Genomic DNA, 22,759 nt, shown 5'->3' with positions numbered 1-22,759 from the left:
GCAAGTCCGCGCCTACTGTAGGAGCGGGCTTGCCCCGCGAAGAGTGCTCAACCGCGCTTGGCCCAGCGCTGGCGCAGCCACTCGAGGTCTTCGGGGCGGGTGACCTTGATGTTGTCGCTGCGCCCTTCGATCAGGCGCGGCGCCTGCCCGGCCCATTCGATGGCCGATGATTCGTCGGTAATCGCCACGTCGGCCACCAGGCTGTCGGCCAGGGCCCGGTGCAAGGCACCGAGGCGGAACATCTGTGGCGTGTAGGCTTGCCACACGGTACTGCGGTCGATTGTGCTGCTGACCCGGCCGTTGGCATCGGCGCGCTTGAGGGTATCGCGTGCCGGCACCGCCAGCAGTCCACCCACCGGGTCATCGGCAAGCTCTGCGAGCAAGCGGTCGAGGTCGCTGCGGGCCAGGTTCGGCCGCGCGGCGTCGTGCACCAGCACCCAGTCGCTGTCCGCCGCACCCTGGGCGTGCAGCAGCAACAAGGCATTGAGCACCGAATCGGCACGTTCCTGGCCGCCTTCGGCACGCTGGATACGGGGATCGCTGGCGCAGCGCAAACCGGGCCAGTAGGGATCGTCAGCGGCAACGCTGACCACCACCCCTTTGACGCAGGGATGGTCAAGAAAACAGTCGAGGCTATGCTCGAGAATGGTCTGCCCGCCCAACTGCAGGTACTGCTTGGGACGGTCGGCAGCCATGCGGGCACCAACACCCGCGGCGGGAATCACGGCCCAGAAGGCCGGCAAGGTCGGGTTCATTGGGCAAGCTGGTAGAGGGTTTCGCCCTCCTTGACCATACCCAGTTCGTGGCGAGCCCGTTCTTCGACGGTTTCCATACCTTTCTTCAACTCCAGTACCTCGGCATCAAGCACACGGTTACGCTCCAGCAAACGCTCGTTTTCAGCGTGCTGGTCAGCGATCTGTTGCTTGAGTTCGGTGACCTGGGCCAGGCTGCCATTGCCCACCCACAGACGATACTGCAGGCCACCGAGCAGCAGGAGCAAGACGAGGAACAACCAATAAGGACTGCGCATCAGGGTATCCAGTGGAAAAGACCGCCACATCTGCAGGTCGCTGATGGCACGAAGCCTGGCCGAAGCCAGGCTTTGTGTTCAGACACCTGCAGCAAGGGCTTCTGAACGATCAGTATGACCGTTCAGCGCCGCTTTGCTGCGGTCTTTTTACCATCTCTTGCTTAGCCGCGAAACTCGGCACGGCCACGGTACACAGCCTTGCTGCCCAGTTGCTCTTCGATACGCAGCAATTGGTTGTACTTGGAGACGCGGTCGGAACGGCACAGCGAACCGGTCTTGATCTGGCCGGCAGCGGTACCCACGGCCAGGTCGGCAATGGTCGAGTCTTCGGTTTCGCCCGAACGGTGCGAGATCACCGCGGTGTAGCCGGCAGCCTTGGCCATCTGGATGGCTTCCAGGGTTTCGGTCAGCGAGCCGATCTGGTTGAACTTGATCAGGATCGAGTTGGCGATGTTCTTGTCGATGCCTTCTTTCAAGATCTTGGTGTTGGTCACGAACAGGTCGTCACCGACCAGTTGCACCTTGGCGCCGATCTTGTCGGTGAGGATCTTCCAGCCAGCCCAGTCGGACTCGTCCAGGCCGTCTTCGATCGAGATGATCGGGAAGCGCTCGGTCAAGCCTTTGAGGTAGTCGGCAAAACCTTCGGCGTCGAACGACTTGCCTTCGCCGGACAGGTTGTACTTGCCATCTTCGTAGAACTCGCTGGCCGCGCAGTCCAGGGCCAGGGTGACGTCGGTGCCCAGCTTGTAACCGGCGTTGGCGATGGCTTCGGCGATGGCCGACAGCGCGTCTTCGTTGGATGCCAGGTTAGGCGCGAAACCACCTTCGTCACCGACAGCGGTGTTCAGGCCACGGGCCTTCAGCACAGCCTTGAGGTGATGGAAAATCTCGGTGCCCATGCGCAGCGCGTCGGAGAAGGTCTTGGCGCCAACCGGCTGAACCATGAACTCCTGGATGTCGACGTTGTTGTCGGCGTGCTCGCCGCCGTTGATGATGTTCATCATCGGAACCGGCATCGAGTACTGGCCTGGGGTGCCGTTGAGGTTGGCGATGTGCGCGTACAGCGGCAGGTCCTGGTCCTGGGCAGCGGCCTTGGCGGCAGCCAGGGACACGGCGAGGATGGCGTTGGCGCCCAGCTTGGCCTTGTTCTCGGTACCGTCCAGTTCGATCATGGCGCGGTCGAGGGCTTTCTGGTCAACCGGGTCCTTGCCCAGCAGCAGGTCGCGGATCGGGCCGTTGATGTTGGCAACTGCCTTGAGTACGCCCTTGCCCATGTAACGGCTCTTGTCGCCATCACGCAGCTCCAGCGCTTCGCGCGAGCCAGTGGAAGCACCGGACGGCGCGCAGGCGCTGCCGATGATGCCGTTGTCGAGCAGCACGTCCGCTTCTACGGTAGGGTTACCACGCGAATCGAGAACTTCACGACCTTTGATGTCGACGATTTTTGCCATTGTTGTAAGCACTCCAGAATTGACGAAAACAACGCAGCTGAGAAAAATCTTGCCGCTCGCCGGGCAATTTGAAACAGGCAGGCCCGGCGAAAGCAGACCCCTGACCCGAGGGTCAGAGGTTGAACGGGGGGTACTTTACCGGAGAATCGAGGATTACGCGGTTTCTACCGTCGGAAAACTCTTCACCAGGTCATCAAGTTGCTTGAGCTGGGCCAGGAAAGGCTCCAGTTTGTCCAGGCGCAGGGCGCAAGGACCGTCACACTTGGCGTTGTCCGGATCCGGATGCGCCTCGAGGAACAGGCCAGCCAGGCCCTGGCTCAGGCCTGCCTTGGCCAGGTCGGTGACCTGGGCGCGGCGACCACCGGCGGAATCGGCGCGACCACCCGGCATCTGCAGGGAGTGGGTGACGTCGAAGAACACCGGGTACTCGAATTGCTTCATGATGCCGAAGCCGAGCATGTCCACCACCAGGTTGTTGTAACCGAAGCTCGAACCACGCTCGCAGAGGATCAACTGATCGTTACCGGCCTCTTCGCACTTGGTCAGGATGTGTTTCATTTCCTGGGGTGCGAGGAACTGCGCCTTCTTGATGTTGATCACCGCGCCGGTCTTGGCCATGGCCACCACCAGGTCGGTCTGGCGCGAGAGGAAGGCCGGCAACTGGATAATGTCGCAGACCTTGGCCACCGCGGCAGCCTGTTCTGGCTCGTGCACGTCGGTGATGACCGGCACGTTGAAGGTCTTCTTGATCTCTTCGAAGATCTTCATCCCCTCTTCCAGGCCAGGGCCACGGTAGGAGTTGATCGACGAACGGTTGGCCTTGTCGAAGCTGGCCTTGAACACGTAAGGGATACCGAGTTTCTCGGTAACCCGCACGTACTCTTCACAGACTTTCATGGCCAGGTCACGGGATTCCAGCACGTTCATGCCGCCGAACAGGACGAACGGCTTGTCGTTGGCGATCTCGATGTTACCGACGCGAATGATCTTCTGGGTCATGAATCAGGCCTTGTTCTTTTGAGCCAGTGCCGCCTTGACGAAGCCGCTGAACAGCGGATGGCCGTCACGCGGGGTCGAGGTAAACTCCGGGTGGAACTGGCAAGCGACGAACCATGGATGATCCTGGGACTCGACCACTTCAACCAGCGCGCCGTCACCGGAACGACCGGAGACTTTCAGGCCGGCTTCGACCAGTTGTGGCAGCAGGTTGTTGTTCACTTCGTAGCGATGACGATGACGCTCGACGATCACGTCCTTGGCGTAGCAGTCGTGAACCTTGGAGCCGCTTGCCAGCTGGCATTCCTGGGCGCCCAGACGCATGGTGCCGCCCAGGTCCGAGGCTTCGGTACGGGTTTCGACTGCGCCGGTGGCATCTTCCCACTCGGTGATCAGGCCGACGACCGGGTGACCGCTGTTGCGATCGAACTCGGTGGAGTTGGCGTCTTTCCAGCCCATGACGTTACGGGCGAATTCGATGACCGCCACCTGCATGCCCAGGCAGATACCCAGGTACGGGACCTTGTTCTCGCGAGCATATTGCACGGCAGTGATCTTGCCTTCGACGCCACGCAGGCCGAAACCGCCTGGAACCAGGATCGCATCGGCGCCCTCGAGCAGGCTGGTGCCCTGGTTCTCGATGTCTTCGGAGTCGATGTAGCGCAGGTTGACCTTGGTGCGGTTCTGGATGCCGGCATGGCTCATCGCTTCGATCAGCGACTTGTAGGCGTCCAGCAGCTCCATGTACTTGCCAACCATGGCGATGGTGACTTCGTGCTCGGGGTTGAGCTTGGCGTCGACGACCTTTTCCCACTCGGACAGGTCGGCACCGTTGCATTGCAGGCCGAAACGCTCGACGACGAAGTCATCCAGGCCCTGGGCGTGCAGTACGGCCGGGATCTTGTAGATGGTGTCGACGTCTTCCAGGGAGATCACCGCACGCTCTTCGACGTTGGTGAACAGGGCGATCTTGCGGCGCGAGGAGACATCCACCGGATGGTCGGAGCGGCAGATCAGCACGTCTGGCTGCAGGCCGATGGAGCGCAGCTCCTTGACCGAGTGCTGGGTTGGCTTGGTCTTGGTCTCGCCAGCGGTGGCGATGTACGGCACCAGGGTCAGGTGCATCAGCATGGCGCGCTTGGAGCCCACTTCGACGCGCAGCTGACGGATAGCCTCGAGGAACGGTTGCGACTCGATGTCACCCACGGTACCGCCGATTTCCACCAGGGCCACGTCGGCGTCGCCGGCACCCTTGATGATGCGGCGCTTGATCTCGTCGGTGATGTGCGGAATGACCTGGATGGTCGCGCCCAGGTAATCACCACGGCGCTCTTTGCGCAGCACGTGCTCGTAGATACGGCCGGTGGTGAAGTTGTTGTTCTGGGTCATGGTCGTGCGGATGAACCGCTCGTAGTGGCCCAGGTCCAGGTCGGTCTCGGCGCCGTCATGGGTGACGAACACTTCACCGTGCTGGAACGGGCTCATGGTGCCCGGGTCGACGTTGATGTACGGGTCCAGCTTGAGCATGGTGACCTTGAGCCCCCGCGCCTCCAGGATGGCCGCCAATGAAGCCGAGGCAATGCCTTTCCCCAATGAAGAAACAACACCGCCCGTGACGAATATGTAGCGCGTCATGAAAAACCCTAGAAGTCTGCGTTAAAGCGGTCAGTGCCGCCGGGGAAAGCGAAGGAAGGCCGAAGCCCCCGATCACCTGCGTCAATCACAGTGCATCTTAAAAAACTGCCGCGTCTGGTCACACCGGGGGTTGGATACCCGGTTAGGAGCTCGCTAAACATTTTTAGAATCGCCCAGCAAAAAACTGCTTGGTAATCGGCAACTGCTGTGATTTCGGGGAAGCCACAGAAGCTGTATCAAGAAGGGAGCGTAGTCTACCCGAATGTGCCTTTCATCTCAAACCTTGCTCGCTCGTCGGCGCATGCCAATGCAATTGCCAGTCGCCCTGGCTCAGCCCCGGCAGGTTGGCGACCGCCAGCAATTGCCCGGCGCAATACAGCAACGGCAGGCGCGAACGGGCGAATGACGGCAGTTGCGCCTCGTTGAGCAGGCGCTTCAAGTCGCGCTGGCCGCGGCCGGCAATTGCCAGGGTTTCGCCGCCCTGGCGGTAGGCAATGTGCAAGGGGCCCTGCGGCAACGTGCCGCTGAGGCTGACACTGCCGTTGTGGCTCAAGGTCAGTGCTTTGTGCGGGTCAGCCCAGACCTGCCGGCCACCTGCAGGTATCAGCCAGTCACCGGCCAGCCACCAGATACGGCCAGCGGCGCGGTGCAATTGGCCGTCGGTCAGTTGCCACAGTGGCCGTCCGTCGGATGCCGCATCGCGCAGGGCCTCCCAGCCTGCCCAGTGGCGGCTGTCGGGCAAGCGCGTGCGCGGCGCCAGCCAATGTTGCAGGGCATTGCGCTGGCGCGCCGGGGATAGCTCGCGCAGCACCTCGAGGTCGAGCGAGTCCAGGCCAAGCCAGTCGAACGCTGCCGGGGTCGCGGCCCGGGCCAGGTCGTCGTGCGCCAGTTCATCGAGCAGGCCCTGGGCTTCGCTCAAGTGCTCGGCGCTGCGCGCGAGGTTTTGCGCGGCCTGCGGCCAGCGCTGCAGCAGTGCCGGGAACACCTGGTGGCGCAGGTAGTTGCGCGAGAATTGCGTATCGGTGTTGGACGGGTCTTCGATCCAGCTCAACTGCTGAGCCTTGGCGTACGCCTGCAGGTCGTTACGCGAAACACCCAGCAACGGCCGCAGCAGCAGGCCCTGCCCTAGCGGCCGCTGCCCGGGCATGGCGCCCAGGCCGCGCAGGCCGGCGCCGCGCAACAGGCGAAACAGCAAGGTTTCGGCCTGGTCTTCGCGGTGCTGGCCGGTCAACAGGATTTCGCCGGGATGCAAGGCAGCGGTAAAGGCGGCGTAACGCGCGTCACGGGCGCCCTGCTCAATGCTGGCGCCAGGGGCGACCTTGACCCGAATGATCTGCAATTCAACGCCCAGGGCGTCGCACAGGCGCTGACAATGCGCCGGCCAGGCGTCGGCCGCAGCCTGCAGGCCGTGGTGGATGTGAATCGCGCGGATGGGCGGTATTGGCTGCTGGCGGGACAGGCTTGCCAGCAGGTGCAGGAGGACACTGGAATCCAGGCCGCCGGAGAGGGCGATGCACCAGGAGGGGGCGGTGAGCCAGGGGGACAGCTTGGTGTGAAGATCAATCATCAGCGTCGACCCGGTGGCGAGCGCTTTGCGCTCGATCGCGGGTCAAGCCCGCTCCCACAGTTTGCCTGGAGCCCTGTGGGAGCGGGCTTGACCCGCGATTGTCAGATCAGAGCCCGTAGCTCATCAGACGGTCATAGCGGCGCTTGAGCAGCGCGTCGTTGTCGAACTTCTTGAGCATGTCCAGTTGCTCGATCAGCTCGCCGCGAACGGTGGCGGACATTTTTGCCGGATCACGGTGCGCGCCGCCCAGGGGCTCGGCGATAACCTTGTCGACGATGCCCAGGCCTTTCAGGCGCTCGGCGGTGATGCCCATGGCTTCGGCTGCGTCGGAGGCCTTTTCGGCGGTCTTCCACAGGATCGAGGCGCAACCTTCCGGCGAGATCACCGAGTAGGTCGAATACTGCAGCATGTTCAGCTGGTCGCAGACACCGATGGCCAGTGCACCGCCGGAACCACCTTCACCGATTACGGTGGCGATGATCGGGGTTTTCAGGCGGGCCATGACCCGCAGGTTCCAGGCAATGGCTTCGCTCTGGTTGCGCTCTTCGGCGTCGATGCCCGGGTAAGCGCCCGGGGTGTCGATGAAGGTCAGGATCGGCATCTTGAAACGCTCGGCCATTTCCATCAGGCGGCAAGCCTTGCGGTAGCCTTCAGGGCGCGGCATGCCGAAGTTGCGGCGAACCTTTTCGCGCACTTCGCGGCCTTTCTGATGACCGATGACCATCACCGGCTTGTCGTCCAGGCGGGCGATACCACCGACAATCGCGGCGTCGTCGGAGAAGTGACGGTCACCGTGCAGCTCGTCGAACTCGGTGAAGATGTGCTCGATGTAGTCCAGGGTGTACGGACGGCGCGGGTGACGGGCCAGGCGGGCGATCTGCCAGCTGGTCAGGTTGCCGAAAATGCTTTCGGTCAGGGTGCTGCTCTTGTCTTGCAGACGGGCGATCTCATCGCCGATGTTCAGCGAGTTGTCATTGCCAACCAGGCGCAGCTCTTCGATCTTGGCTTGCAGGTCAGCAATCGGCTGTTCGAAATCCAGAAAATTCGGGTTCATAGGCATCCGTCTTGGGTCTACGGCCAGGCGGCCGGCCGGTTGATCCGTTTGGCGCCCTACCTTAAGGGATCAGGCGCATTCAGGTCGAGATTAAAAATTCATCGATATTGCAAAAAGACGTTCTCACGTCCGAACTGGTCACGCAGGGCCTGAATCAAGCCATCGGCCGGGTCGATGCGCCAGCTTTCGCCGAACTGCAGCATGGCCTTGGCATCGCTGCCGGTGTATTCCATGGTGATCGGGCAGGCGCCGCGATGGCGCTTGAACAGCTCGCCCAGCCAGTTCAGCCGGTCGCCCTTGAGGGCATCGGCGTGCACTTTAAGGCGCAGGCTTTCGGCCAGGTTGGTGCGGGCATCTTCCATGCTCATCACGCGCTTGACCCGCAGGCGCAGGCCGCCGGAGAAGTCATCGTTGCTGACCTCGCCTTCAACCACCACCATAGCATCGGTCTGCAGCAGCGCCTGGTTGGCCATGAAGGCATCGGCAAACAGCGAGGCCTCGATGCGCCCGGAGCGGTCGTCGAGGGTGACAAAGCCCATCTTGTCGCCCTTCTTGTTCTTCATCACGCGCAGGGCAATGATCATCCCGGCGACGGTCTGGGTGTCGCGCGCAGGCTTGAGGTCAATGATGCGCTGGCGGGCAAAACGGCGGATCTCGCCTTCGTACTCGTCGATCGGGTGACCGGTCAGGTACAGGCCCAGAGTGTCTTTTTCACCACGCAGGCGCTCCTTGAGGGTCAGCTCGCGGGCCTTGCGGTGGTTGGCATAAACGTCGGCATCCTCTTCGACAAACAGCCCGCCGAACAGGTCGGCGTGGCCACTGTCGGCGGTGCGCGCGGTTTGCTCGGCCGCCTTGATCGCCTCTTCCATCGCCGCCAGCAGCACTGCGCGGTTGCGGTCGATGTTGGCCTGGTAGGCCTTGAGCTCGTCATGGAAGTACGGGCCCAGGCGGTCCAGCGCGCCACTGCGGATCAAGGCATCGAGGGTGCGCTTGTTGATGCGCTTGAGGTCGACCCGCTCGCAGAAGTCGAACAGGTCCTTGAACGGGCCGCCGGCGCGGGCTTCGACGATGGCCTCGACCGGCCCCTCGCCCACGCCCTTGATCGCCCCCAGGCCATAGACGATGCGACCATCGTCGTTGACCGTGAACTTGAAGTCGGAGGTGTTCACGTCCGGCGCATCGAGGCGCAGCTTCATGCTGCGCACTTCCTCGATCAAGGTCACGACCTTGTCGGTGTTGTGCATATCCGCCGACAGCACCGCGGCCATGAACGGCGCCGGGTAGTGGGTCTTGAGCCAGGCAGTCTGGTACGAGACCAGGCCGTAGGCGGCGGAGTGGGATTTGTTGAAGCCGTAGCCGGCGAATTTCTCTACCAGGTCGAAGATGTTGCCGGCGAGGTCCGGATCAATGTTGTTGCTGGCGCAACCTTCAATGAAACCGCCGCGCTGCTTGGCCATTTCCTCGGGCTTTTTCTTACCCATGGCCCGGCGCAGCATGTCCGCACCACCGAGGGTGTAACCGGCCATGACCTGGGCAATCTGCATCACCTGTTCCTGGTACAGGATGATGCCGTAGGTCGGTGCCAGAACGGGTTTCAGGCCTTCGTACTGGTAATCGGAGTGCGGGTAGGCAAGTTCCGCGCGACCGTGCTTGCGGTTGATGAAGTCGTCAACCATGCCCGATTGCAGCGGGCCGGGACGGAACAGCGCCACCAGTGCGATGAGGTCTTCCAGGCAGTCGGGCTTGAGCTTCTTGATCAGCTCCTTCATGCCCCGCGATTCAAGCTGGAACACCGCCGTGGTTTCGGCCTTTTGCAGCAGGTCGTAGGTCTTCTTGTCATCCAGCGGGATGAAGTCGATGTTCAGGTCATCCAGGCCTTTCTTGGCCTGTTCGCGGTTGATGGTTTCCATCGCCCACTTGATGATCGTCAGGGTACGCAGGCCGAGGAAGTCGAACTTCACCAGGCCTGCGGCCTCGACGTCATCCTTGTCGAACTGGGTGACCAGGCCGCCGCCCTCTTCATCACAGGCAATCGGCGAGAAATCGGTAAGCTTGGTCGGCGCGATAACCACGCCACCGGCGTGTTTACCGGTACCCCGGCAGACGCCCTCGAGCTTGAGGGCCATGTCCCAGATTTCCTTGGCGTCTTCATCGCTCTTGAGGAAATCGCGCAGGATCTCTTCCTGCTCGTAGGCTTTTTCCAGGGTCATGCCGACTTCGAAGGGGATCATCTTCGACAGGCGGTCAGCCAGGCCGTAGGACTTGCCCTGGACCCGCGCCACGTCGCGCACCACCGCCTTGGCCGCCATGGTGCCGAAGGTGATGATCTGGCTCACGGCATTGCGCCCGTAGGCGTCAGCCACGTATTCGATTACCCGGTCGCGGCCATCCATGCAGAAGTCGACGTCGAAGTCGGGCATCGATACCCGTTCCGGGTTGAGGAAACGTTCGAACAGCAGGTCATAGGCCAGCGGGTCGAGGTCGGTAATCTTCAGTACGTAGGCAACCAGCGAACCGGCACCCGAACCCCGGCCCGGGCCAACCGGCACGCCGTTGTTCTTGGCCCACTTGATGAAGTCCATAACGATCAGGAAGTAACCGGGGAAGCCCATCTGGATGATGATATCCAGCTCGAACTTCAGCCGGTCCAGATACACCTGGCGCTTTTCTTGGTAATTCGGCGTGGTCTCTTTCGGCCACAACACCGCCAGACGCTCTTCCAGGCCCTCGTGGGAAACGTGGCGCAGGTAGTCGTCGATACCCATGCCGTTGGGCGTCGGAAAGTCCGGCAGAAAGTGCTTACCCAACTGCACCTGGATGTTGCAGCGCTTGGCGATCTCGACGGTGTTGGCAATCGCTTCGGGCAGGTCGCTGAACAGCTCGGCCATTTCTTCCGGGCTTTTCAGGTACTGCTGGTCGCTGTAGTTGCGCGAGCGGCGCGGGTCATCCAGGGCCCGGCCTTCACCGATGCACACGCGGGTTTCGTGGGCGTCGTAGTCGGACTGCTTGATAAAGCGCACATCGTTGGTGGCTACCAGCGGCGCGTCCAGCTTGTCGGCCAGGGCCACGGCGGCGTGCAGGTATTCTTCGTCACCGGCGCGGTTGGTGCGCTGCACTTCGACGTAGAAGCGCTCGGGGAACATCTGCATCCAGTCGCGCAGCAAGGCTTCGGCTTCGTCCGGGTTGCCATTGAGCAAGGCCATGCCGATGTCGCCTTCCTTGGCCGCGGACAGGGCGATCACGCCCTCGCTGGCTTCGGCGATCCACTGGCGCTCGATGATCACCAGGCCGTTGCGCTGGCCGTCGACCCAGCCACGGGAAATCAACTCGGTGAGGTTGCGGTAGCCCTTGGCATCCATGGCCAGCAGGCAGATGCGCGACAGCGGCGCATCCGGGTCGCTGTTGGCCAGCCACAGGTCGGCGCCGCAGATCGGCTTGATGCCGGCGCCCATGGCGTTCTTGTAGAACTTGACCAGCGAGCACATGTTGCTCTGGTCGGTAACCGCGACCGCCGGCATGTTCATCGCCGCCAATGCCTTGGCCAGCGGCTTGATCCGCACCAGGCCATCGACCAGCGAGTATTCGGTGTGCAGGCGAAGATGAACGAAAGAAGCCGACATGATGATCCTATAGCAGCACAAAACAACAAGGCCCGGATTGTACCGGGCCTTGATCAAAACAACAGCCAGTGCGGGGCGATCCTGACTACTGACGCCTGCCGCGCCCGGTCAGACCTCGGCAAATCCGCTGCTGATGGCGTCGCGGGCTTCGTAGGCGGCGCGTACCGGTGCGAACGAGCGCCGGTGAATCGGCGTCGGCCCCAAGCGCGCCAGGGCTTCGAGGTGCACCGGCGTCGGGTAGCCCTTGTGCCCGCCAATGCCGTAGCCGGGGTAGATCAGCTCGAACGCCGCCATCTCGCGGTCACGGGTGACCTTGGCCAGGATCGATGCCGCGGCAATCGCCGGCACCTGGCTATCGCCCTTGACCACCGGCGCCGCCGGTACCGACAGCTGCGGGCAGCGATTACCGTCGATCAGCGCCAGTTTCGGGGTGACGCTCAGGCCTTCGACGGCACGCTGCATGGCCAGCATGGTGGCGTGAAGGATGTTGAGCTGGTCGATTTCCTCGACCTCGGCGCGGGCGATGCAGAAGCTCAGGGCCTTCTCGCAAATTTCGTCAAAAAGCTTTTCACGCTTGGCTTCGGTGAGCTTCTTCGAGTCGTTGAGCCCCAGAATCGGCCGCTGCGGGTCGAGAATCACCGCCGCCGTCACCACTGCGCCGCACAGCGGGCCACGGCCCACTTCGTCGACACCGGCGACCAGGTCCTCGACCAGGTTGAAGTCCAATCCCATTTGCATCTATCGGTTTTCCAGCAGGGCCAGCACCGCGTCAGCTGCCTGGTTCGAGGCATCGCGGCGCAGGGTACGGTGAATCTGGTCAAAGCCTTCGGTCTGCTGCACACCGCCGTGCACCAGTGGCGCCAGGGTCTGGGCCAGGGCCTCAGCAGTGGCAGCTTCCTGCAGCAACTCGGGCACCAGCATGCGCTGGGCCAGCAGGTTGGGCAGCGACACGTAGGGGCTTTTTACCAGGCGTTTCAAAATCCAGTAGGTCAGCGGCGCCAAGCGGTAGGCAACCACCATCGGCCGCTTGAACAGCAGCGCTTCGAGGGTGGCGGTGCCAGAGGCGATCAGCACCGCGTCGCAGGCGGCCAGGGCCTGGTGCGAGCGACCGTCGAGCAGGGTCACCGGCAGGTCGCGGCCCTGGAGCATCTGCTCAAGCTGGGCACGGCGCTCGGCATTGGCACACGGGGATATAAAACGTACCCCCGGCACCAGCTCGCGCAAACGCTGGGCGGTATCAAGGAACAGCGCCCCCAGGCGCCCTACTTCACCGCCACGGCTGCCGGGCATCAGGGCAACCAGCGGCCCGTTGGCCAGGCCCAGCTGTTCACGGGCACCAGCCCGATCGGCGTCCAGCGGAATGCTGTCGGCCAACGGGTGGCCAACGAAGCGCACCGGCACGCCCTTCTCTTCATAGAATTTGGCTTCGAACGGAAACAGCGTGAGCATCAGGTCGCAACCTTCGCGAATCTTCAGCACGCGCTTCTGCCGCCAGGCCCAGACCGACGGGCTGACGTAATGCACGGTCTTGATCCCGGCCTTGCGCAGGTTCAGTTCGATGTTGAGGGTAAAATCCGGGGCATCGATGCCGATGAACACATCCGGGCGCTCGGCGATCAGGGTCTGGATCAGCTCCTTGCGGCGCTTGAGCAGCTCGCGCAGGCGCCCTAGCACCTCGACCAGGCCCATCACCGCCAGGCGTTCCATGGGGAAGTACGAAGTCAGGCCTTCAGCCTGCATCAACGGCCCACCCACGCCAATGAAGCGTACCTGCGGATGACGCGCCTTGAGCGCGCGCATCAACCCGGCGCCGAGAATATCGCCGCTGGCCTCACCTGCCACCAGCGCTACACAAAGCTCGGCCATGTCAGCGGGTGATGCCGCGGGTGGAGTTCTGGATCGACTTGAGGAACACGTCGACTTCAGGGAACTGGGTAGCCGGCTCGGCCAGCTCGGCAATCGCCTGCTCGACGGTCAGGCCCTGGCGGTAGACCACCTTGTAGGCGCGGCGCAGGGCGTGAATGGCGTCTTCGCTGAAACCACGACGGCGCATGCCCTCGAAGTTCATGCTGCGCGCTTCGGCCGGGTTGCCGAACACCGTGACGTAGGCCGGCACGTCCTTGCCGATCGCCGTACCCATGCCGGAAAAGCTGTGGGCACCGATGTGGCAGAACTGATGCACCAGGGTGAACCCGGAAAGGATCGCCCAGTCGTCGACGTGCACATGGCCAGCCAGCGCGGTGTTGTTGACCAGGATGCAGTGGTTGCCGATGACGCTGTCGTGACCGATGTGGGCATAGGCCATGATCAGGTTGTGATCACCCAGGGTGGTTTCCGAGCGGTCCTGCACGGTGCCACGGTGGATGGTCACGCCTTCGCGGATCACATTGTGATCACCGATCACCAGGCGCGTGGCTTCACCCTTGTACTTGAGGTCAGGGGTGTCTTCGCCTACCGAAGAAAACTGGTAGATGCGGTTGTGCCGACCGATGCGGGTCGGCCCTTTGAGAATCACGTGCGGACCGATCACGGTCCCCTCGCCGATCTCGACCCCGGCACCGATGATCGACCAAGGGCCTACCTCGACACCGTCGGCGAGCTTCGCCGATGGATCGATGATTGCCCGAGGGTCAATCAAACTCATAGTTTGCGTTCCGCGCAGATGATCTCGGCCGAGCATACCGGCTTGCCGTCAACCGACGCCTGGCACTCGAACTTCCAGATCTGGCGCTTGCAGCTGATGAACTTGGCCTCGAGGATCAGCTGGTCACCCGGCAGCACCGGCTGACGGAAGCGCAGCTTGTCGGAACCGACGAAGTAGTACAGGGTACCGTCCGCAGGTTTGACGTCGAGCATCTTGAAGCCGAGGATACCGGCCGCCTGGGCCATGGCTTCGATGATCAGCACGCCCGGCATGATCGGATGCGCCGGGAAGTGACCATTGAAGAAAGGTTCGTTGATGCTGACATTCTTGTAGGCACGAATGCGCTGGGCCTCGACGTCCAGTTCCACCACCCGGTCCACCAGCAGGAACGGGTAACGGTGAGGCAGGTATTCGCGAATCTCGTTGATGTCCATCATTTCGGGGGGAAGCCTGTAGTAAAGATAGGGAGCGCCGGTTTTCACACGGCGCTCCTTTAGCAAATCAAAGAGTCAGTCTAGGGCTGTTCGCTCTTGATCAGGAAATGGTATCAGCCTTCTGATGAAGCTTTATCGCCAGAGGTCACGGCGGCGAGACGCTTTTCCAGTTGTTGAAGGCGTTTTGACATCTCATCCAGCTGGCGAATTCGCGCGGCGCTTTTGCGCCACTCGGCCAGCGGCTGCATCGCCGTACCGGAAGAATAAGCGCCTGGCTCGGTAATCGAGCGCGTCACCATGGTCATCCCGGATACGAAAACGTTGTCGCAGACATCGATGTGTCCAACCATGCCGACACCGCCGGCAATGGTGCAATGCTTGCCGATCTTGGTGCTGCCGGAAATCCCGACACACGCCGCCATCGCCGTATGATCGCCGATCTGCACGTTATGGGCGATCTGGATCTGGTTGTCGAGCTTGACCCCGTCACCGATGCGGGTGTCGGCCAGTGCGCCGCGGTCGACCGCAGTGTTGACGCCGATCTCGACATCATCGCCGATGCTCACGCCGCCGATCTGGGCGATCTTCTGCCACACGCCTTTCTCGTTGGCAAAGCCGAAGCCTTCGCCGCCGATCACTGCGCCCGACTGAATGACCACACGCTTGCCGATACGCACGTCGTGGTACAGGGTCACCCGCGGGGCCAGCCAGCCGCCCTCACCGATCACGCAGCGCGCGCCGATGAAGCACTGGGCACCGATAGTCACACCCGGGCCGATCTGCGCACCGCTCTCGATTACCGCGCAGGCACCAATGCTGGCGCTGGCATCGACCTGGGCATCGGCGGCAACCACGGCGCTGGGATGAATTCCCGCTACAGCCCTGGGCTTTGGATCGAACAGGTGGGAGATGCGCGCGTAGGCGAGGTACGGGTCGGGAACGATCAGGGCGTTGCCGGCAAAACCTTCGGCGTCGGCCGGCTTGAGCAGGATCGCCGCCGCCTGGGTTTCACCCAGGTACTTGCGGTACTGTGGGTTGGCGAGGAAGCTCAACTGCCCAGGCCCGGCTTCCTGAAGGGTTGCCAGGCCAGTGATTTCCAGCTCCTCGGGGCCACTCAGGGTGGCTCCGAGGAACTCGGCCAGCTGACCGAGTTTCATGGTCACGGTCATGATCAACGGGACTGGTTCATGCGCTCGATGACCTGGCGGGTGATGTCGTACTGAGGTTTGACATCAATGACCGCGCCACGCTCGAGAACCAGGTCGAAACCGCCTTTCTTGATCACTTCTTCAACTGCGCCATCCAGCTTGGGCTTCAGTTGTTTGAGCATTTCGCGGTCGGCCACGGCCTTGGACTCGTTCAGCTCCTTGGACTGGAACTGGAAGTCACGGGCCTTTTGCTTATATTCAAGCTCCAGGCGCTCGCGCTCTGGCTGGGCCATCTTGTCGCCACCGGCACGGATGCGGTCGGCAATGCCCTTGGCGCTGCTTTCCAGGTTCTTCAGCTTGGTCAGCTGCGGGCCGAATTTCTTCTCGGCATCGACGGCGTACTTCTTCGCCGCGTCCGATTCGAGCAGGGCCATTTGATAGTTCAGCACAGCAACTTTCATTTCGGCGAAAGCCGGGGTTGCGATCAGGGTCGCAGCCAGTACTGCCAGTTGAGTCAACTTACGCACGATGCACTCCTACAGAATCCGTTGTCGTTAGCAAGGGGCAGACCTTAGAAGGTCTGGCCCAGAGAGAATTGGAACACCTGGGTATCGGCTTCGTCCGGCTTCTTCACCGGCATTGCCAGGCTGAAGCTCAACGGACCGAGCGCGGTAATCCAGGTCACGCCCAGGCCGACGGAGCTGGCCAGGCCCGACAGGCCGACCTTCTCGCAGTCCGGCTTGGAACCGCAGTTGGTGTCGAAAACGTTACCCACATCCCAGAAGACCGAAGTGCGCAGCGAGCGTTGGTCCTTGACGAACGGCAGCGGGAACAGCAGCTCTACACCACCCTGGACGAGAACGTTACCACCAAATGGCAGCGGGTCCTGATCCGGGTCTTCAATAGTGCCAGGCTTGTTACCCTTGCTCGGCGTACTGCGTGGGCCCAGGCTGCTGTCCTTGAAGCCACGTACCGAGTTGAAACCGCCGGCGTAGTAGTTCTCGTAGAACGGCAGGCCCGAGGTGCCACCGAAACCATCACCATAGCCCAGCTCGGTGTGCAGGCGCAGGGTGTAATCATTGTTGATCGGCTTGAACAGCTGGCCACGATAATCCAGTTTGAAGAACGACAGGTCGCTACCCGGGGTGGTTGCTTCCAGCACCAGGCTTTGCGAGTGGCCGCGGGTGGCCAGTACGCCCTTGTTCAGGGTCGACTCGGACCAACCGGCCGAGGCCTTGAAGTTCAGGTACTTGTCGCCTTCTTTGTCGACGAAGTCGAAGATCTCGTCAACAGTGTACTTACCGGTCTTGATCTCGTCCTGCTGTACGGTCAGGCCGAAGGTCAGGCGCGAAGTTTCGCTGATCGGGTAACCGACGCTGACACCGGCACCCAGGCTGTCGACCGCATAGCTGGCCACGTCGACGTCGAGGTCATCGTAGTCGGTGGTGCGATAGAAGGCGTTGTAGCCCAGGCTGACGCCATCGGCAGTCCAGTAGGGGTCGACATAGCCGAAGTTGTAACGGCTCTGGTATTCACTGCGGGTCAGGCCCAGGGAAACCTTGTTACCGGTACCGAGGAAGTTGTTCTGGCTGATCGAACCACCGAGGATCAGACCTGCGCTCTGGGCGAAACCGACGCTGGCGGTGATCGAACCGGAGGCTTGCTCTTCAACGCTGTAGTTGACGTCGACCTGGTCGTCGGTGCCCGGAACGGCCGGGGTCTCGACGTTGACTTCCTTGAAGAAGCCCAGGCGCTCCAGACGGGTCTTGGACTGGTCGATCAGGTAGGTCGACGCCCAGCCGCCTTCCATCTGGCGCATTTCACGGCGCAGCACTTCGTCCTCGGACTTGGTGTTGCCACGGAAGTTGATGCGGTTGACGTAGGCACGCTTGCCCGGGTCGACCACGAACATGATGTCGACGGTGTGGTCTTCGTCGTGCGGCTGCGGCACGCCGTTGACGTTGGCGAAGGTGTAGCCTTCGTTACCCAGGCGACGGGTGATCAGCTCGGAGGTGGTGGTCATCACCTTGCGCGAGAATACCTGGCCAGGCTGCACCAGCAGCAGCGACTTGACCTGGTCTTCAGGCACCTTGAGGTCGCCGGAAAGCTTGACGTCACGAACGGTGTACTTCTCGCCTTCGTTGACGTTGACGGTGATGTAGACGTGCTTCTTGTCCGGGGTGATCGACACCTGGGTGGAAGCGATGTCCATGTTGATGTAGCCGCGGTCCAGGTAGTAGGAACGCAGACGCTCCAGGTCACCGGAGAGTTTTTCGCGGGCGTACTTGTCATCGTTCTTGAAGAACGACAGCCAGTTGGTGGTCTTGAGCTCGAACAGGCCGATCAGGTCTTCATCAGCGAAGACGGTGTTACCGACCACGTTGATGTGCTGGATGGCAGCAACGGTGCCTTCGTTGATCTTGATCTTCAGGCCCACGCGGTTACGCGGCTGCGGCACCACTTCGGTGTCGACCTCGGCCGAGTAGCGGCCCTGGGCAACGTACTGGCGCTGCAGTTCGTTGCGCACGCCTTCAAGGGTGGCACGCTGGAAGATCTCGCCTTCGGACAGACCGGACTGCTTCAGACCCTTCATCAGGTCTTCAGTGCTGATCGCCTTGTTGCCTTCGATCTCGATGCTCGACACCGAAGGACGCTCGACCACGGTAATGATCAGGACGTTGCCGTCCCGGCTCAGTTGGATGTCCTGGAAGAATCCGGTCTTGAACAGGGACCGGGTGGATTCCACCAGGCGCCGGTCATCGGCCTCATCGCCGACGTTCAATGGCAAGGCACCAAAAACGCTGCCCGCGGAAACCCGCTGCAGACCATTGACACGAATATCGGAGATGGTGAAGGACTCGGCGTGAACTTCAGCGATCATCAGTACGGCGAGAACCGCAGTTAGCAGCAGACGTTTCATGAAGTCCTTTCTTATTCCAACTGGCAATAAACGACCCGCCGCGGGACGCGGCAGGTTCGCAATTGAGCGAAGCTTTACAGTCGACCCAAATCGTTGATCAGGGCAAGCAACATCACCCCGACTACCAAACTGATACCGATCTGGATCCCCCAACCTTGCACCCGATCCGAGAGCGGACGACCACGCGCCCACTCGATCAGGTAGAACAGCAAATGCCCCCCATCCAGTACAGGAATGGGCAGCAAATTAAGAACCCCCAGGCTAATGCTCAGGTAGGCGAGGAAATTCAGGAAATCTCCAACGCCGGACTGGGCCGAAGCGCCCGCCACTTTAGCAATGGTTATCGGTCCGCTCAAGTTTTTTACCGAGAGCTCGCCGAACAGCATTTTCTTCAGTGATTCGAGGGTCAGCACGCTCATGTTCCAGGTGCGTGAAAGCCCCTCCCCCACAGCCTCGAGCGGCCCATAGCTGACCTCGCGAAGCATGGCATCCGGCCACTTCACCGCCTTGACCCCCGCCCCGAGGTACCCCGTGGCCGATTGGCCTTCGCCACGGCTGGCCAGGGTTACCGGCAGCTCAAGCGGCGCGCCGTCACGCTCGATACGCAGGACAATCTTGCTGCCAGCGCGGCCACGCACGGTATCAACCACTTGTTGCCAGTCGTTCAGCGCCTGGCCGTCGAGGGCCAACAGACGGTCGCCGGTTTTCAGCCCGGCGGCCTGCGCCGGGCCCTTGGGGTCGAGCTCAGCCAGCACCGGCGGCAAGGCCGGGCGCCACAGGCGCAGGCCCAGGGAGCGGATCGGGTCGGGCTCGTCGGCGCCCTTGAGCCAGTTGTTCAGGGTCAGCACGTGGGGGCTGTCGACGCTCGCACCCTCTTCCCGCACGCTGATGTGCAACTGGCCGCTCTCGCCCAGGCGACGGATCAGTTGCAGGTTGACCGCAGCCCAGCCACTGGTCGGTTTGCCATCAATGGAAACAATTTCCTGGCCTGCCTTGAGCCCGGCCACCTCGGCAATGCTCCCGACCTCGACCGCACCAATGACCGGGCGCTCCTGCTGGGTGCCGACCATGGCCAGAATCCAGAAGAAGAAAATCGCCAACAGAAAGTTGGCCACCGGGCCCGCCGCCACAATTGCGATTCGCTGACGCACCGACTTGCGGTTGAACGACTGCTCGACCTGGTCGCGTGGCACTTCGCCTTCGCGCTCATCGAGCATTTTCACGTAGCCGCCCAGCGGGATCGCCGCGACCACGAACTCGGTGCCATGGCGGTCGTGCCAGCGCAACAGCGGCATGCCAAAACCCACGGAGAAACGCAAAACCTTGACGCCGCAACGCCGGGCCACCCAGAAGTGACCAAATTCGTGAAAGGTGACCAGCACACCCAATGCCACCAGGGTGCCGATAATCATGTAGAGCGCACTCATGTCTCTCTCCGAATGACGTTCAGCGGCACCGGGCCTGACGCATTACTGCGCCAGACCTCAGCGGCCGTGATGAGCCAACCATTGTCCGGCCAGTTGCCGCGCGCGCTGATCGGCGGCAAACACCGCATCGAGCGACTCCACCGCAACCACCGGCTCCTGATCGAGCACTTGTTCGATCATACTCGCGATCTCGGGGAAGCGGATGCGCCGCTGGAGAAATGCCTCCACCGCCACTTCATTGGCCGCGTTGAGCATCGCCGGCGCACTGTTGCCTGCCTCCGCCGCCTCGCGGGCCAGGCGCAAGCACGGGAAACGCTGCTCGTCCGGGGCCTTGAAGTCCAGGCGGGCAACCGCGAACAGGTCCAGTGGTGCCACCCCCGAATCGATCCGCTCCGGCCAGGCCAGGGCATTGGCGATCGGCGTGCGCATGTCCGGATTGCCCAGCTGGGCCAGCACCGACCCATCGACATAATCGACCAGCGAGTGGATCACACTTTGCGGGTGCACCACCACCTCGACCTGACCGGGCCGGGCATCGAACAGCCAGCAGGCCTCGATCAACTCCAGGCCCTTGTTCATCATGCTTGCCGAGTCGACGGAAATCTTGCGGCCCATCGACCAGTTCGGGTGGGCACAGGCCTGCTCGGGGCTGACATCCATGAGCTCGGCCATCGGCGTTTCACGAAACGGCCCGCCGGAGGCGGTCAACAGGATGCGGCGTACGCCTACCTGGGCCAGGCCGCGGGAGTAATCACCCGGCAGGCACTGGAAGATCGCGTTGTGCTCACTGTCGATCGGCAGCAGTACAGCGCCACTGCGCCGCACTGCCTGCATGAACAAGGCGCCGGACATCACCAGCGCTTCCTTGTTGGCCAGCAGCACCTTCTTGCCCGCCTCGACCGCCGCCAGGGTCGGACGCAGGCCGGCGGCGCCGACAATCGCCGCCATCACGGCATCGACCTCGGCAGCCGCAGCCACCTGGCACAAGCCCTGCTCGCCGACCAGCACCTCGGTGCTCGAACCTGCAGTTGCCAGACCTTCACGCAGTTGCTGTGCAGCCTCGGCCGAAGGCACCACGGCAAATACCGGGGTGTGACGCAGGCACAGTGCCAGCAACTCCTGCAAGCGCGAATAGCCGCTCAGGGCAAACACCTGGTAACGATCCGGGTGACGGGCAATTACATCGAGGGTGCTAAGACCAATGGAACCGGTCGCACCCAGTACGGTAATACGCTGCACGCCGCTCACATCACGCCCCAATTGGCTGCCCAGAGCAGCACCGCAAACACCGGGATCGCCGCAGTGAGGCTGTCGATACGGTCCAGCACGCCGCCGTGACCGGGCAGCAGGTTGCTGCTGTCCTTGATCCCGGAGCGGCGCTTGAACATGCTTTCGGTCAGGTCACCCACCACCGATACCAGCACCACCACGCCTGCGCCCAACAAGCCCAGCAACAGCTCGCCGATGCTCCAGTCACGGTAGATACCCACCGCCGCGGTAATCACCAGGCTCAGGGCCAGGCCGCCATAGACGCCTTCCCAGCTCTTGCCCGGGCTGACCTGCGGAGCCAGCTTGCGCTTGCCGAAGGCACGGCCGGAGAAATACGCACCGATATCCGCCCCCCAGACCAGCACCATGACCGCCATGATCAGCCAGTTGCCCAGCGGCCATTGCTTGAGCAACACCAGGCCTTGCCAGGCCGGCAGCAGGATAAGCAAACCGATCAGCAGGCGGCAGGCCACGCTGGCCCACAGCTCGCTGCTGCGCGGGTAGGTCAATACCAGCCAGGTCGCCAGGCCCCACCACAACACCGACGCGCCCAATACCCAGGGCGCCAGTTCCGGCATCAGGTAGAGCAGCATCAGCAGCCCTGCAACTACAGCCGCGTACGCCACCCGCAGGGCCTGGCCGACCAGGCCGGCCAGGCGCGCCCATTCCCAGGCGCCAAGGGTCACCACCACGCCGATGAACAGGGCAAAGTCGCCGCCGTTCAGCAGGAAGAAGCCACACAGGGCGATCGGCAACAGGATCAGCGCAGTAATGATGCGTTGTTTAAGCATTAAGCACGGGCTCCAGCTTCGACCTGCTCGCTGGTTTTCCCGAAGCGGCGCTGGCGCGAAGCGAAATCGGCCAGCGCAGTACGCATGGCCTCGTGTTTGAAGTCCGGCCAGAACAGGTCGGAAAAGTACAACTCGGCGTAGGCCAGCTGCCACAGCAAGAAATTGCTGATGCGGTGCTCACCACCGGTACGGATGCACAGGTCGGGCAGCGGCAGGTCGCCTGTCGCCAGGCAGGTCTGCAGCAGCTCGGGGGTGATGTCGTCCGGGCGCAGGTGACCGGCCTGGACTTCCCGCGCCAGGCGCTGGGCGGCCTGGGCGATATCCCACTGACCACCGTAGTTGGCGGCGATCTGCAGGATGAATCGATTGGCGCCGGCGGTCGCCGCTTCGGCCTCACGCATGGCAGCCTGCAGCTCAGGGTGAAAGCGCGAGCGGTCACCGATGATGCGCAGGCTGATATTGTTGTCGTTGAGGCGCTTGGCTTCCCGGCGCAAGGCCGAGAAGAACAACTCCATCAACGCTCCGACCTCTTCGGCCGGGCGCTGCCAGTTCTCGCTGGAAAAGGCGAACAGGGTCAGCACCTCGACCTTGGCCTCGGCGCACACCTCGATGACCGCGCGCACCGCATCGACACCGGCCTTGTGCCCGGCGACACCGGGCAACAGGCGCTTCTTCGCCCAGCGATTATTCCCATCCATGATGATCGCGACATGGCGCGGCACCGATGGGGACACACCTTGCTTGGTCTTTTCCATTAAAAAAAGTCCCGACCC

Annotated in this window: 19 protein-coding genes; all 19 read right to left on the bottom strand. The window is 62.4% G+C overall.

Going from position 1 to position 22,759, the window contains the following annotated elements:
• Nucleotides 1-47: 47 nt before the first annotated feature.
• The 19 genes from ispD to uppS all read right to left on the bottom strand — a co-directional run bounded on the left by ispD (nucleotide 48) and on the right by uppS (nucleotide 22,741).
• Nucleotides 48-755 (bottom strand): 2-C-methyl-D-erythritol 4-phosphate cytidylyltransferase, encoded by a 708-nt coding sequence (ispD, locus tag LOY37_RS06030; RefSeq protein WP_045193610.1) that lies wholly within the window; start codon nucleotides 753-755, stop codon nucleotides 48-50.
• Nucleotides 752-1,030 carry a cell division protein FtsB gene (gene ftsB / locus LOY37_RS06025; protein ID WP_038996723.1) on the bottom strand — a complete coding sequence of 93 codons (279 nt, stop codon included), beginning with the start codon at nucleotides 1,028-1,030 and terminating at the stop codon, nucleotides 752-754. The genes ispD and ftsB overlap by 4 nt, the downstream gene beginning before the upstream one ends.
• Nucleotides 1,031-1,191: 161 nt before the next feature.
• Nucleotides 1,192-2,481: a phosphopyruvate hydratase gene (eno, locus tag LOY37_RS06020; RefSeq protein WP_123565775.1), complete on the bottom strand. Its 1,290-nt coding sequence runs from the start codon at nucleotides 2,479-2,481 to the stop codon at nucleotides 1,192-1,194.
• A 153-nt stretch (nucleotides 2,482-2,634) separates the two neighbouring features.
• Nucleotides 2,635-3,480, bottom strand: a complete 846-nt coding sequence (gene kdsA / locus LOY37_RS06015; protein WP_045193613.1) for a 3-deoxy-8-phosphooctulonate synthase — start codon at nucleotides 3,478-3,480, stop codon at nucleotides 2,635-2,637.
• 3 nt (nucleotides 3,481-3,483) lie between these two features.
• Nucleotides 3,484-5,112 (bottom strand): CTP synthase, encoded by a 1,629-nt coding sequence (locus LOY37_RS06010; RefSeq protein ID WP_038996727.1) that lies wholly within the window; start codon nucleotides 5,110-5,112, stop codon nucleotides 3,484-3,486.
• Nucleotides 5,113-5,383: 271 nt separating this feature from the next.
• Nucleotides 5,384-6,679, bottom strand: coding sequence for a tRNA lysidine(34) synthetase TilS (gene tilS / locus LOY37_RS06005; protein WP_258716468.1), 1,296 nt, complete (start codon nucleotides 6,677-6,679; stop codon nucleotides 5,384-5,386).
• 106 nt (nucleotides 6,680-6,785) lie between these two features.
• Entirely contained in the window at nucleotides 6,786-7,733 is a 948-nt protein-coding gene (locus LOY37_RS06000) for an acetyl-CoA carboxylase carboxyltransferase subunit alpha (protein ID WP_045193615.1), read from the bottom strand.
• A 98-nt stretch (nucleotides 7,734-7,831) separates the two neighbouring features.
• A complete protein-coding gene (gene dnaE / locus LOY37_RS05995; RefSeq protein WP_045193616.1) occupies nucleotides 7,832-11,353 on the bottom strand; it encodes a DNA polymerase III subunit alpha in 3,522 nt (1,173 codons plus the stop codon).
• A 108-nt stretch (nucleotides 11,354-11,461) separates the two neighbouring features.
• Nucleotides 11,462-12,091: a ribonuclease HII gene (gene rnhB / locus LOY37_RS05990; protein ID WP_093386668.1), complete on the bottom strand. Its 630-nt coding sequence runs from the start codon at nucleotides 12,089-12,091 to the stop codon at nucleotides 11,462-11,464.
• Nucleotides 12,092-13,219, bottom strand: coding sequence for a lipid-A-disaccharide synthase (gene lpxB / locus LOY37_RS05985; RefSeq protein WP_258716467.1), 1,128 nt, complete (start codon nucleotides 13,217-13,219; stop codon nucleotides 12,092-12,094).
• Between the two features lies 1 nt (nucleotide 13,220).
• The gene (lpxA, locus tag LOY37_RS05980) at nucleotides 13,221-13,997 is read right to left on the bottom strand and encodes an acyl-ACP--UDP-N-acetylglucosamine O-acyltransferase (protein ID WP_045193619.1); all 777 of its coding nucleotides are present in this window, start codon (nucleotides 13,995-13,997) and stop codon (nucleotides 13,221-13,223) included.
• Complete coding sequence (gene fabZ, locus LOY37_RS05975; RefSeq protein ID WP_010224833.1) at nucleotides 13,994-14,434, bottom strand: 3-hydroxyacyl-ACP dehydratase FabZ; 441 nt, start codon at nucleotides 14,432-14,434, stop codon at nucleotides 13,994-13,996. Before fabZ ends, lpxA begins: the two co-directional genes overlap by 4 nt.
• Before the next feature lie 110 nt (nucleotides 14,435-14,544).
• The gene (gene lpxD / locus LOY37_RS05970) at nucleotides 14,545-15,600 is read right to left on the bottom strand and encodes a UDP-3-O-(3-hydroxymyristoyl)glucosamine N-acyltransferase (protein ID WP_045193620.1); all 1,056 of its coding nucleotides are present in this window, start codon (nucleotides 15,598-15,600) and stop codon (nucleotides 14,545-14,547) included.
• A 2-nt stretch (nucleotides 15,601-15,602) separates the two neighbouring features.
• A complete protein-coding gene (locus LOY37_RS05965) occupies nucleotides 15,603-16,106 on the bottom strand; it encodes an OmpH family outer membrane protein (protein ID WP_038996736.1) in 504 nt (167 codons plus the stop codon).
• Between the two features lie 44 nt (nucleotides 16,107-16,150).
• A complete protein-coding gene (bamA, locus tag LOY37_RS05960) occupies nucleotides 16,151-18,499 on the bottom strand; it encodes an outer membrane protein assembly factor BamA (protein WP_258716466.1) in 2,349 nt (782 codons plus the stop codon).
• Nucleotides 18,500-18,573: 74 nt separating this feature from the next.
• On the bottom strand, nucleotides 18,574-19,926 hold the full coding sequence (gene rseP, locus LOY37_RS05955) for an RIP metalloprotease RseP (protein ID WP_258716465.1): 1,353 nt from the start codon (nucleotides 19,924-19,926) through the stop codon (nucleotides 18,574-18,576).
• A gap of 57 nt (nucleotides 19,927-19,983) precedes the next feature.
• Nucleotides 19,984-21,174 carry a 1-deoxy-D-xylulose-5-phosphate reductoisomerase gene (gene ispC, locus LOY37_RS05950; protein WP_093386673.1) on the bottom strand — a complete coding sequence of 397 codons (1,191 nt, stop codon included), beginning with the start codon at nucleotides 21,172-21,174 and terminating at the stop codon, nucleotides 19,984-19,986.
• On the bottom strand, nucleotides 21,171-21,986 hold the full coding sequence (locus tag LOY37_RS05945; RefSeq protein WP_045193625.1) for a phosphatidate cytidylyltransferase: 816 nt from the start codon (nucleotides 21,984-21,986) through the stop codon (nucleotides 21,171-21,173). The genes ispC and LOY37_RS05945 overlap by 4 nt, the downstream gene beginning before the upstream one ends.
• Nucleotides 21,986-22,741: a polyprenyl diphosphate synthase gene (gene uppS / locus LOY37_RS05940; RefSeq protein ID WP_010224846.1), complete on the bottom strand. Its 756-nt coding sequence runs from the start codon at nucleotides 22,739-22,741 to the stop codon at nucleotides 21,986-21,988. The genes LOY37_RS05945 and uppS overlap by 1 nt, the downstream gene beginning before the upstream one ends.
• Nucleotides 22,742-22,759 lie beyond the last annotated feature (18 nt).

This window comes from Pseudomonas sp. B21-012, from assembly GCF_024749305.1.
GTDB lineage: Bacteria > Pseudomonadota > Gammaproteobacteria > Pseudomonadales > Pseudomonadaceae > Aquipseudomonas.
This window is presented reverse-complemented; position numbering and strand designations above follow the sequence as displayed.